Source organism: Clostridium carnis, from assembly GCF_054657435.1.
In genome coordinates this window covers 2,666,460-2,678,125 of the sequence record NZ_BAAHYS010000001.1, presented here as the reverse complement: position 1 = coordinate 2,678,125, position 11,666 = coordinate 2,666,460, and the positions used below count along the sequence as shown (strand labels likewise).

11 protein-coding genes are annotated in these 11,666 nt (G+C 28.5%); all 11 read right to left on the bottom strand.

Going from position 1 to position 11,666, the window contains the following annotated elements; all coding sequences use genetic code 11:
• Nucleotides 1-5: 5 nt before the first annotated feature.
• On the bottom strand, nucleotides 6-335 hold the full coding sequence (locus ACYQ1T_RS12910) for a putative DNA-binding protein (protein ID WP_459835449.1): 330 nt from the start codon (nucleotides 333-335) through the stop codon (nucleotides 6-8).
• A 144-nt stretch (nucleotides 336-479) separates the two neighbouring features.
• Nucleotides 480-1,391 carry a signal recognition particle-docking protein FtsY gene (gene ftsY, locus ACYQ1T_RS12905; RefSeq protein WP_459835446.1) on the bottom strand — a complete coding sequence of 304 codons (912 nt, stop codon included), beginning with the start codon at nucleotides 1,389-1,391 and terminating at the stop codon, nucleotides 480-482.
• A gap of 12 nt (nucleotides 1,392-1,403) precedes the next feature.
• Entirely contained in the window at nucleotides 1,404-4,964 is a 3,561-nt protein-coding gene (gene smc / locus ACYQ1T_RS12900; protein ID WP_459835443.1) for a chromosome segregation protein SMC, read from the bottom strand.
• A 185-nt stretch (nucleotides 4,965-5,149) separates the two neighbouring features.
• Nucleotides 5,150-6,181, bottom strand: a complete 1,032-nt coding sequence (locus tag ACYQ1T_RS12895) for an elongator complex protein 3 (RefSeq protein ID WP_459835440.1) — start codon at nucleotides 6,179-6,181, stop codon at nucleotides 5,150-5,152.
• Nucleotides 6,174-6,872: a ribonuclease III gene (rnc, locus tag ACYQ1T_RS12890; RefSeq protein WP_459835438.1), complete on the bottom strand. Its 699-nt coding sequence runs from the start codon at nucleotides 6,870-6,872 to the stop codon at nucleotides 6,174-6,176. Before rnc ends, ACYQ1T_RS12895 begins: the two co-directional genes overlap by 8 nt.
• 165 nt (nucleotides 6,873-7,037) lie before the next feature.
• The gene (gene acpP, locus ACYQ1T_RS12885) at nucleotides 7,038-7,268 is read right to left on the bottom strand and encodes an acyl carrier protein (RefSeq protein ID WP_459835436.1); all 231 of its coding nucleotides are present in this window, start codon (nucleotides 7,266-7,268) and stop codon (nucleotides 7,038-7,040) included.
• A gap of 75 nt (nucleotides 7,269-7,343) precedes the next feature.
• Nucleotides 7,344-8,345 carry a phosphate acyltransferase PlsX gene (plsX, locus tag ACYQ1T_RS12880; RefSeq protein ID WP_459835433.1) on the bottom strand — a complete coding sequence of 334 codons (1,002 nt, stop codon included), beginning with the start codon at nucleotides 8,343-8,345 and terminating at the stop codon, nucleotides 7,344-7,346.
• Between the two features lie 56 nt (nucleotides 8,346-8,401).
• Nucleotides 8,402-8,587, bottom strand: coding sequence for a 50S ribosomal protein L32 (gene rpmF, locus ACYQ1T_RS12875; RefSeq protein WP_021875537.1), 186 nt, complete (start codon nucleotides 8,585-8,587; stop codon nucleotides 8,402-8,404).
• A 2-nt stretch (nucleotides 8,588-8,589) separates the two neighbouring features.
• Nucleotides 8,590-9,099, bottom strand: a complete 510-nt coding sequence (locus ACYQ1T_RS12870; RefSeq protein WP_459835430.1) for a YceD family protein — start codon at nucleotides 9,097-9,099, stop codon at nucleotides 8,590-8,592.
• Between the two features lie 199 nt (nucleotides 9,100-9,298).
• Nucleotides 9,299-10,498: an acetate kinase gene (locus tag ACYQ1T_RS12865; RefSeq protein ID WP_459835428.1), complete on the bottom strand. Its 1,200-nt coding sequence runs from the start codon at nucleotides 10,496-10,498 to the stop codon at nucleotides 9,299-9,301.
• Nucleotides 10,499-10,522: 24 nt separating this feature from the next.
• Nucleotides 10,523-11,524: a phosphate acetyltransferase gene (pta, locus tag ACYQ1T_RS12860; RefSeq protein ID WP_459835426.1), complete on the bottom strand. Its 1,002-nt coding sequence runs from the start codon at nucleotides 11,522-11,524 to the stop codon at nucleotides 10,523-10,525.
• Nucleotides 11,525-11,666 lie beyond the last annotated feature (142 nt).

Sequence of the window (11,666 nt, the reverse complement as noted above, 5' to 3'; positions counted from 1 at the left end):
ATGATTTATAAATCTTCTAATTTATTTTTATATTTTTCGTAATCTTCTTTTGAAAGAGAATATTTACTATTAATTTCATCTAAAAGACTTATAATTATATTTTCTTGCTCTATACTTTTTTTAAGTAAATTAAGTTTACTTTCATAGGATAAAAATTGCTTATAGCATCTCTTTATTAAATCATGGATAGCTTGACGACTTGTGTTATTCAATTCAGCAATTTCCGCTAAAGATAAATCCTCATTATAATAAAGCTCCATAATGCCATATTGTTTTTCTGTTAACAAGGGACCATAGAGATCCATTAATAGTGAAATCTCAACCCTATCTTCCATACTAATCACCTTACCCACAACAGAGATTTTAACAAAACTATTTATCCCTGTCAAGTATTTTTACTTAACACATTATTATCTTTTTAAAGTTATAAAAACAAGAGTATCTAATATATAAGTATTTAAATATTTAAATTTATTTTTTTAAAATAATGCCTCTGCAAAACTTTCTGCATCAAATTCTTGTAAATCATCTATACCTTCCCCAACACCAATATATTTAACTGGGATATTTAAAGAGTTTTTTATAGAAATTACAACTCCTCCCTTTGCAGTTCCATCTAACTTGGTCAATATTATACCATCAATAGGACAAACCTCCATAAATTGTTTAGCCTGAATTACTGCATTTTGACCTGTTGTTGCATCTAATACTAATAAAGTTTCCTTTGAGGAACCTTCATATTCTCTCTCAACAATTCTTCCTATTTTACCCAGTTCGTCCATTAAGTTTTTCTTATTATGAAGTCTTCCTGCTGTATCGCAAATTAATAAATCTATATTTCTTGATTTTGATGCTGTTATTGCATCAAAAACTACCGCTGCTGGATCTGATCCCTCTTGATGTTTTACTATATCAACCCCAGCTCTCTCACTCCAAACAACTAATTGATCTATTGCCCCTGCTCTAAATGTATCAGCTGCTGCTAATAAAACCTTTTTACCCTCTGCTTTATTTTTGGCTGCTAACTTACCAATTGAAGTTGTTTTTCCAACTCCATTTACCCCTATAATCAAAAGGACTTCTTTTCCTGTAGACTTTTCTTTTTCCTTTACTCCATCTAAAAGCATTTCCTTAATAACTGCTTTTAAAGCTGGATATACTTCACTTGGTTCATTTATCTTTTCTTTTCTTATTTTAGCTTTTAATCTATCTATTATCTCTATTGTAGTATCCATTCCTATATCAGACATTATAAGAATTTCCTCTAATTCCTCATATAAATCTTCATCAATTGTAATAGCAATTTTTAAAGCTTCATTAATCTTATCTGTTAATGCATCTTTAGTTTTTGAAAGTCCTGATTTTAAATTATCAAAAAATTTTCCAAACATATTTTTATCCTCCTAATTATTTTTACTTAAATCTACTGACACAACTTTTGAAACTCCCTTTTCCTCCATTGTAATACCATACATAATATCACTAGCTTCCATTGTACCCTTTCTATGAGTAATAACTATAAATTGAATATTTTGAGAAAACTCTCTTAAAAATTCAGCATACCTATATACGTTGGCATCGTCTAAAGCTGCTTCTATTTCATCTAATATACAAAATGGTGTTGGTTTCATTTTTAAAATTGCAAATAAAAGTGCTATTGCTGATAAAACTTTTTCTCCACCTGACATTAAATTTATGTTTTGAAGCTTTTTACCGGGAGGTTGAACATTTATATCTATGTTAGCTGTAAGTTCATCTCCATTACATAATATAAGTTCTGCTGTTCCTCCTTTAAATAATTCTTTAAAGGTTTCATTAAAATTTTTATTTAATATTTTAAAATTATCACTAAATAAAACTTGCATTTTAGATGTCATTTCTCCAATTACTTTTAAAAGTTCTTCTTTTGCTTTATTTAAATCTTCTTCTTGAGATGACATAAATTCATATTTTTCACAAACTTCTTCATACTCTACTATAGATGCAAGATTTACTGTACCTAAGGACGTTATACTTGATTTTAACTTTAGTATTTCATCTTTAATTTTTGATACACTTTCTACTTCATATGCAACCTCTAAAGCTTCAGCTAAAGTTAAGTCTAATTCCTCATTTAACTTTTTATAATAAGAATCTCTTTCACTTTCTTCTTTTGCATTTTGAATTTCCTTTTTATTTAATTCAACTTCTAAAGATCTTATTGTTTCAATTAATTCATTAGTTAATCCCTCTATTATTTTAAGTCTATCTTTTAATGATATTCTCTCTATTTCATCAACCTTAAACTTTTCTTCTAACTCTAAAACCCTTTTTGATATATTATCTATTAATTCTTTTTTTATTTCGATTTGTTTATCTAAATAAACTATATTCTTCTCTTTTTCTATAGATTCTTGTTTTAGGGTTAAAATCTTCTCTTCTCTTTCCTTCTCTTCCCTCTCTTTTCTCTTTATTTCCCACTCTTTTCCTTGAACTACTTCATCTAAAGTTGCTTTATTAATTTTTATTTCTATAGCTTCTTCTTTTTTCTTTTCTATAATTTCTTTTTTCTTTTTCAGTAAATTCTCTACTTCAATCTCTTTTTCTTTATTATTACTATTTATTTTTTTTAGATTATTAAGTTTTTCCTTTTTTATTATTATTTGCTCTTTTAATTTATTTAATATTTCTCTATTAAATAATAACTCTTTTTTAGAAATTTCTAATGAACTCTTTAATTTTTGACCTTCATTTTCTAAAGCTTTTATTTCACTTTCATATTTTGTAATATCTATATTTTTTATATGAACTTCATCATTTTTATTTAAGTTTTCCTCATCTATTAAATTTATTTCGCTTTTTAATAAATTCAGATTCTTTATTTCATCATTATATGTATTTTTATTTAAGTTTATAGCCTCTTCTAACTCTTGAAGTTCTCTTCTTCTTCCAAGAATTGTAGAATTATTTTTTTTATAAATACTACCACCAGTTAGTGCTCCACCAGGACTTATTACTTCTCCTTCTAGTGTAACTACTCTAAGCTTATATTTACCTATTTTAGATATCTTTAGAGCTGCATCCATATTTTCTGCTATTATAGTTTTCCCTAAAGAGTAATCCATAATTTCTTTATATATAGGATTGAAATTTATTATATCTGACGCTATTCCTAAAAAACCTTTTACTAACTGGACTTCTGTTGAAAGCGATAATTTATTCCCTTTTATTATATTTAATGGTAAGAAAGTTGCTCTTCCTAAAGAATTTTTCTTTAAGTAATCAATTAAATACTTTGCACTTTCCTCATCCCTTGTAATTATATTTGAGATAGAACTACCTAATGCTATTTCTATTGCAGTTTCATACTTCTTATCTACTGTAAATATTTCTCCTAATACTTTAGCTTTATGTCCAGTTACTTGCCCTTTCTCTATTCTCTCCATAAGTCTTTTAACTGACATTTGATAGCCTTCGTAACTTTTTTCTAAGTCTTTAAGCGTACTTAATTTCCCCTCTAAAGTATTTATATTTCTAGCAATATCCCTAATAGCACATTCTTTTTTACTTATACTACCACTTAATAAAGTTATTTTCTTTTTATTTTCTATTATTTCTTGTTTTAAACTTTCTCTTTCACTTTTTAATATTATTATATTTTTATTTAATTCTACAATAGTTGCTAAATTAATACTTATGTTACCTTCTAAAGTCTTAAGGGTTCCTTCACCTGTTATCTCTAACTCTTCTTTATTTAATATATCTTTTGTTAAACTTGATATTTCATTATTTATTTCTGAAGTCTTTCTTAAAAGTTCAAATTCCTCTTCTTTTAAAGAAGAATTTTCTCTTTCCAATAAATTTACATTTTTATTTAATTCCTGTATTTCTTTTTCAATTTTTTGAAGAGTAGATTCTTTTTCTATTTGTTCTTTAATTTTAATTTCAAGTTCTTTTCCAAGTTTATTTTTTTCATCATTTGAAACATTTAAGAATTTTTCCAATAACTCTATTTCTTTATTATCTTTTTCTAAAATCTCTTTAAAATTCTTAATTCTCTCTTGAAAAATTTCTATGTCTTTTAAACTTTGATTACTTTTTTCCTTTATATTATAATATTCAGCTTTCTCTTCACTATTTCTTTTTTCTAAAGCTTCTATTTTATTTTCTAATATCAATAATTCATTTTTATCTTTGTTTAATTTTTCTCTTTTTTCATTTATAATTTTATTTCTTTCTTCTATATCTAAAGATATTTTTTCTAAATCATTTTCTATACTATTTATATGATGTACTACTAGTGATATTTCTTTTCCTTTTAAATCATCTGCTAAAGACTTATACTTTAAAGCTTTTTCTCTTTCTATTTTTAATGGTTCTATTCTCTCTTGATATGTAGAAATTATATCTCTAATTCTTACTAGATTATTTTCAGTATTTGATAGTTTTTTTTCTGCTTCTTCTTTTCTTGATTTAAACTTAACAATACCTGCTGCTTCTTCTAATAAAGCTCTTCTTTCTTCAGGCTTTCCACTTAAAATAGCCTCTATTTTACCTTGTCCTATTAAAGAATATCCTTCTTTTCCAATACCTGTATCCATAAATAAGTTGTTTATATCTTTTAATCTACATTTATGATTGTTAATTAAATATTCAGTTTCACCTGATCTAAAAATTCTTCTTGTAATTGTTACTTCTGAATAATCCGTCTCTAAAGAATTATCTGTATTATCCAAGGTTAATGAAACTTGTGCTAATCCTACAGGTTTTCTAAATTGGGTTCCTGCAAAAATTACATCTTCCATTTTACCGCCCCTTAGAGTTTTAACACTTTGTTCACCTAAAACCCATCTAACTGAATCAGATATATTACTTTTTCCACTTCCATTTGGTCCAACTACAGCAGTTACACCTTTTTTAAATTTCAATTGGGTTTTATCTGCAAAAGATTTAAACCCCCTAATCTCTAAGAACTTTAAAAACATAGGTACTCTCCTTATCTATACTAAAGCTACTATTATGCTAAGCGAAAACATAATTACCATAATTATTGTAATTACATATATCATTGTTTGCCTTGTTTTTTTCTTCATAATACCACTCCCATTCTATTTAAGTTTATAGTAAATAAGATAAAATATCAATATAAGGTAGGCTTTATTTGCCTACCTTATATATTAACCTCTTCTATTCTTTTGACTACTATAACCTTAAGATTTCCTCTTTTTAGTTTATCATTGGTAGAAATATTTATTTTTCCTTTGTGCGTATTAATTAATTTATTAAAATACATTTTTTTATTTGCATATAGTTTACTTAAATCTTTTGAGTTTAACTCAATTATTATATCTTCATTTTCTAATATACAATTATTAATTTTATCACATAATAAACTTCCTTCAACTAATTCTCTAAACGCTGGATGAAAAGGTCCATCTACAATATCTTTTCCCCATGTAATAGATTCTGTTGGTTGAAGGCCAATTCTTATAATTTGGACTTTCGCCTCATTATATAACTTATACATTTCTTTAGAAACATTTATAGCTTCCTCTAATGTATATGGAGTATAATCTCCCCTTTTATACATATCTTCCATAGGAGTATCCTTAATTACCAAAGAAGGGTATATTCTACATATATCCGGCTTCATTTCTATTGATTTTTTTACAGTTTGTATGTCTTTTTCAAATGAATCTCCTGGTAAACCTGGCATTATTTGATGACCTAAAGTAAAGCCATATTCTTTTATAAGCTTTGATGCATTATATACATCTTCTGCCAAATGACCTCTTCCTGATAATTTAAGAACATCATTATCTAAAGATTGTACTCCAAGTTCTATAATGTCAGCTTTATACTCTTTTAAATAGCTTAATATGTATCTATTTATCGCATCTGGTCTTGTAGACATTCTTATTTTATGTATATACCCTTTTTCTTTATATTCTTTAGCAACTGAAAGAAGCTCCTTCTGTTTATTTACATCTATAGCAGTAAAAGTACCTCCAAAGAAAGAAACCTCAACTGTAGCTTCTTTATAATTTATAGTCTTTAAATATTCTTCTATTGTATCTCTAACATCTTTTCCTGTTACATCATTAACAACTTTTGCTATTCTGTTTTGATTACAAAATACGCATTGATGTGGACATCCTTGATGTGAAATAAATATAGGTATAATATAATATTTTTTACCCATTAACTTCCTCCAATTTATTTAAAGCTTCCTTAGCAGCATTTTGCTCTGATTCTTTTTTGCTGTAGCCATCACCATTTCCAAATTCCTTATTATCTATAACAACAGAAGTATAAAACTTTCTTCTATGTGGTGGTCCTTCATATTTTATTAATTCATATACTATTGATACTTCACCTGACTTTTGAAGTTCTTCTTGTAACTTAGTTTTATAATCTAAAACAATATCATTATTTATAGCCTTCTTAATAATACTCTCAAAATGGCCTATTATAAAATCTTTAGCAAACTCTAATCCCTTATCTAAGTATACTGCTGCAAGTAAAGCTTCAACAGCATCTGCTATTATTGATACTCTTTCTCTTCCACCTGTTAGTTCTTCGCCTCTACTTATTCTAATAAAATATCCTAAATTTAATTTTTTTCCTATTTCATAAAGAGAGTTTTCACAAACAATTAAACTTCTTATCTTTGTAAGTTCTCCCTCACTTTTATTTTTATAATTTAAAAATAAGTATTCTGTAATGCATAATTGTAATATAGAATCTCCTAAAAACTCAAATCGTTCATTATACTCTTGATCTTTATGCTGATTTGCATAAGAACTATGAGTTAATGCTGTTTTTAAAAGTTTTGGCTCATTAAACGTCAGTCCAATACAATTTTCAACTTCCCTTATATTAAATCTACTCATTTTAATACACTCCTTGAAGTTTATTCTTCAATTTGCTTAAACTAACAAATTCAAGAATAAACCAATATATAATATAGTCCCTATATCATAACCATATATTCTCTAAGTAATATTTAGTTAACATATTATTTAAATTTAAAATCCCGCTAAGATAGCGGGATTATATTATTCTTCAACATGACTCTTTAAATACTTAACCACATCTCCAACAGTTTTGAAATTTTCTGCTTCTTCATCAGGAATTTCCATATCTAATTCGTCTTCTAAAGCCATCATAAGTTCAACTAGGTCTAATGAATCAGCATTTAAATCTTCAACAAATGAAGCTTCCATAGTTATACTATCTTCACTAATACTTAACTTTTCAGCTATTATTTCTACTACTTTTTCAAACATTTATTTCACCTCCTAAATGTATCCAACTAGATAATATTATATATTATTTATATAGTCAATATACATATTTATAAATTATATATTATTTTGTAACTCTTCTTTTATTTTATTTAAAACATCATTTTCATAAAATAGCTTTGTTTGTCTTATGGCGTTCTTAAAAGCTTTCCCATCTGAACTTCCATGAGCCTTTATACAAATACCTTCTACTCCTAAAAATGGTGCTCCACCATATTCTTTATAATCAAATTTAACCTTCAGCTTTTTAAATACAGGACTTAAAAGCCCAGCACCTAACTTACTCATTATTCCTGAAGATAAAATTTCTTCTTTTATCATACCTAAAAGTGTTGATGCTACACCTTCATACATCTTTAATAATGTATTTCCAACAAACCCATCGCATACTAAAACATTTACATCACCCTTTGATGTATCTCTTGGTTCTACATTACCTATAAAGTTTATATTTTTCTCTTCTTTAAGAAGTTTATAAACACCTTTAGTTAATTCATTTCCTTTTTCTTCTTCAGCACCTATATTAACTAACCCTACTGATGGATTATTATTTCCAAGAACTCCTTGATAATAAATTTTACCCATGTGTGCAAATTGAACTAAATAGTTAGGTTTACAATCAACATTTGCCCCTGCATCAACAATCATAAAACTACCATTTTTTCCAGGCATTATTGGTGCTAATGCTGGTCTTTCTACGCCTTTTATTCTACCAACTATTAAAGTACAACCTGCTAAAAAAGCTCCAGTACTCCCCGCTGATATTACTCCATCACATTCTTTATCTTTAACAAGCTTTAAAGCTTTGCATATACTAGAATCTTTTTTTCTCTTTAGTGCCATAACAGGATGCTCATTTGGCGAAATCACCTCTTTTGCATCTATTACTTTTACTAAACTTTCATCATACTTATATTTCTTTAGTTCCTCTTCTATTTTTTCCTTAGGACCTGTTATATAGTACTCTATTCCATTATATTCATTTAAAGCCTGTATAACACCTTCTATTACTGCCTTAGGTGCATTATCGCCACCCATACCATCTACAGCTATTTTCATAATACTCATCGCCCCTTATTTTTATATATAAAGAAAAGAAAGTCATTAGACTTTCTTTATTCTTCTGATGAAGCAACTACTTCTTTGCCTTTGTAGAATCCACAGTTTTTGCAAACTCTGTGAGCTAATTTCATTTCGTGACATTGTGGACACTCAACTATTCCAGGTAAGCTTAACTTAAAAGTTTGAGCTCTTCTTGAATCTCTCTTTGCTCTATATGTTTTTCTAGCAGGATTTCCCATTATTACACCTCCTTATTTCCAAACAACTCTTGTAACTTTGCCAGTCTTAAGTCTACATCATTTGTCGTGCATTGACAAGAAGTTTCATTAAGATTTTTGCCGCATTGGTGACAAAGTCCCTTACAGTCGTCTGTGCAAAGTCTCTTAATAGGTAAGGTTGAAATAATACTATTTTCAACAATTTCAGTGATATCTATTTTATCACTATCTACAAATATAACTTCTTCATCTTCTTGAAGTTCCTTATTATTTGTAAACCTTTCTTCTATATCAATATCTATTGGATAGATAAAGGCCTCTAGGCATCTTGAACAATGCAGTTCAAGCTTTGTTTTTACTGAAGCAGTCAATACTATAACATCTGAATTAGAAGTTATTTCTCCCTCTACTTCTACAGCTTCAACAGCTTTAATTTTATCTCCATCAAAATAAAGTGGAGCTAAATTATATGTTACATTGATCTCTTTTCTTCTTTCTCTTTGTGAAATTAAATCTGAAAATTGTATAATCATATGTATCACTCTGGACTAAGTCCTCGTATCCTTTAGGATACATTATGTACATTATGTACATAGCTTGAGCAAAGCCCCTTTTTCACTCCTTAGATAAATATTTGCTGAATAAACACAATTTATTATATAAAGTGCATGATTAAAAGTCAAGCAGTTTATTCGAAATTGCAATTCTAATAATTATGCACCTTATTTAAAATTACTTTTCTATTAATTCAACAGTATCTCTAGCAATTACTAATTCTTCATTAGTTGGAATAACAAAAGCTTTAACTTTGCAGCCTTCTTTTGATATTTCTCTAACTTTTCCTCTAACGTTATTTTTTTCCGTATCTACTTCTACACCTAAGAATTCTAATCCTTTTAATATAGCTTCTCTAGTTTCTGGTCCATTTTCACCAACACCAGCAGTAAATACTATAGCATCAACACCACCCATTATAGCAGCATATGATCCAATTGTAGCTCTTACCTTATATTCAAATATAGATAATGCTAATTTAGCTCTATGAATATCATTTTTAAATGCAGCATCTTCAATATCTCTAAAATCTGAACTAATTCCTGATATTCCAAGAACACCTGATTTTTTATTTAATAAATCATTCACTTCATCAACTGATAATCCTTCTTCTTTCATTAAGAAAGTAACTATAGCAGGATCTATATTACCTGATCTTGTTCCCATAGCAACCCCTTCAAGTGGTGTAAAGCCCATTGATGTATCAATTGAAACTCCGTCCTTAACAGCGCAAAGACTTGCTCCATTTCCTAAATGACATGTAACTATCTTTAAATCTTTAATATCTTTTCCCATAACTTCAGCAACTTTTTGTGATACATATTTATGTGAAGTTCCATGGAAACCATACTTTCTTATAGCATGCTTTTCATATAATTCATATGGAAGTGCATAAAGATATGCTTCTTCTGGCATTGTTCCATGGAATGCAGTATCAAATACAACAACCATTGGTGTATTTGGCATTAACTCTTCACAAGCTTCTATACCTATCATATTTGCTGGATTATGAAGTGGTGCTAATTTAAAGCAATCTCTAATATAATCTTTAACTTCTTCAGTTACAATAACAGATCCCTTATATTTTTCTCCACCATGTACTACTCTATGACCTACAGCTGATATTTCATCCATTGATGAAATTACTCCGTTTGTACTATCAACTAGAGCATCTAAAACTAATTTTATTGCAACTTTATGATCAGGCATTGGAGTTTTAATTATATATTTATCTCTTCCTTCAACCTTTTGAGTTAAAACTGAACCTTCTATTCCAATTCTTTCCACTAACCCTTGAGCTAAAGCGTCTTCTGTACTCATATCTATTAATTGATATTTTAATGATGAACTACCACAATTTATTACTAATACTTTCATTGGTATTTACCCCTTCCTAACTAATTATTTTTGTGCTTGTGCTTGAACCGCTGTTAATGCAACAACATTTACTATATCTTCTGAGCTACATCCTCTTGATAAGTCATTTATAGGTTTTGCAAAACCTTGACACATAGGACCTATAGCATCTGCATTTGCAAATCTTTGAACTAACTTATATCCAATATTTCCACTTTGTAAATCTGGGAATATTAAAACATTAGCTTTTCCAGCAACCTTACTATTTGGAGCTTTTTGTGAAGCAACTTTATCAACTATAGCTGCATCTAACTGTAACTCTCCATCAATTAATAAGTCTGGTCTTAATTCTTTTGCAAGTTCTGTAGCTTTTCTTACTTTGTCAACCATTTCATGATCTGCACTACCCATTGTTGAGAAAGATAGCATCGCAACCTTAGGCTCTATTTTACATAATGATTTTGCAGTATCTGCTGTAGCTATAGCTATTGCAGCTAACTGTTCATATGATGGGTTTGGATTTACAGCACAATCTGAGAATAATAGCATTCCCTCTTCACCGTATTTTGATCCTGGTACCATCATTATAAAGAAACTTGATACTACAGAAACTCCTGGTGCAGTCTTTATTATTTGTAACCCTGGTCTTAATAAGTCACCAGTAGTATGTATTGCTCCTGAAACCATTCCATCCGCATCGTCAAGTTTAACCATCATAGTTCCAAAGTATAATGGATCCCTTACAATTCTCTCAGCCTTTTCCATTGTCATTCCTTTATTTTTTCTTAATTCGTAGAATGCTTTAATATAATCTTCTAGTCTATCTGATTTATCTGGGTTAACTATTTCAACCCCTTCTAAATTTACTCCAAGCTCTTTTGCTTTTGCTTGAATTTTTTCCTCATCTCCGACTAAAACTGGATATGCAAGACCTAATTCTTTTATCTTTTGTGAAGCTACTATAGTTCTTTCTTCATCACCTTCTGGAAGAACTATTCTTCTTTTGTCAGCCTTAGCTGCATCCCATAATTTTTTCATAAGTTCCATATTCATTACTCCTTTCAACTGGACACGGATTAATCTTCATATACTAATATACTCCTAAATAACTATAATTTTCAACAAGAAAATATCTCAAAGATTTAATTCTTTATATTTAAAATTTTCAGAATTTTCCAAGTATCACTCT

Coding starts and splice junctions, on each gene's coding strand:
- rnc (WP_459835438.1), bottom strand. CDS start 6,872: ATGAGTAGATTTAATATAAGGGAAGTTGAAAATTGTATTGGACTGACG.
- ACYQ1T_RS12895 (WP_459835440.1), bottom strand. CDS start 6,181: ATGGGTAAAAAATATTATATTATACCTATATTTATTTCACATCAAGGA.
- plsX (WP_459835433.1), bottom strand. CDS start 8,345: ATGAAAATAGCTGTAGATGGTATGGGTGGCGATAATGCACCTAAGGCA.
- acpP (WP_459835436.1), bottom strand. CDS start 7,268: ATGTTTGAAAAAGTAGTAGAAATAATAGCTGAAAAGTTAAGTATTAGT.
- rpmF (WP_021875537.1), bottom strand. CDS start 8,587: ATGGGAAATCCTGCTAGAAAAACATATAGAGCAAAGAGAGATTCAAGA.
- ACYQ1T_RS12910 (WP_459835449.1), bottom strand. CDS start 335: ATGGAAGATAGGGTTGAGATTTCACTATTAATGGATCTCTATGGTCCC.
- smc (WP_459835443.1), bottom strand. CDS start 4,964: ATGTTTTTAAAGTTCTTAGAGATTAGGGGGTTTAAATCTTTTGCAGAT.
- pta (WP_459835426.1), bottom strand. CDS start 11,524: ATGGAACTTATGAAAAAATTATGGGATGCAGCTAAGGCTGACAAAAGA.
- ACYQ1T_RS12865 (WP_459835428.1), bottom strand. CDS start 10,498: ATGAAAGTATTAGTAATAAATTGTGGTAGTTCATCATTAAAATATCAA.
- ACYQ1T_RS12870 (WP_459835430.1), bottom strand. CDS start 9,099: ATGATTATACAATTTTCAGATTTAATTTCACAAAGAGAAAGAAGAAAA.
- ftsY (WP_459835446.1), bottom strand. CDS start 1,391: ATGTTTGGAAAATTTTTTGATAATTTAAAATCAGGACTTTCAAAAACT.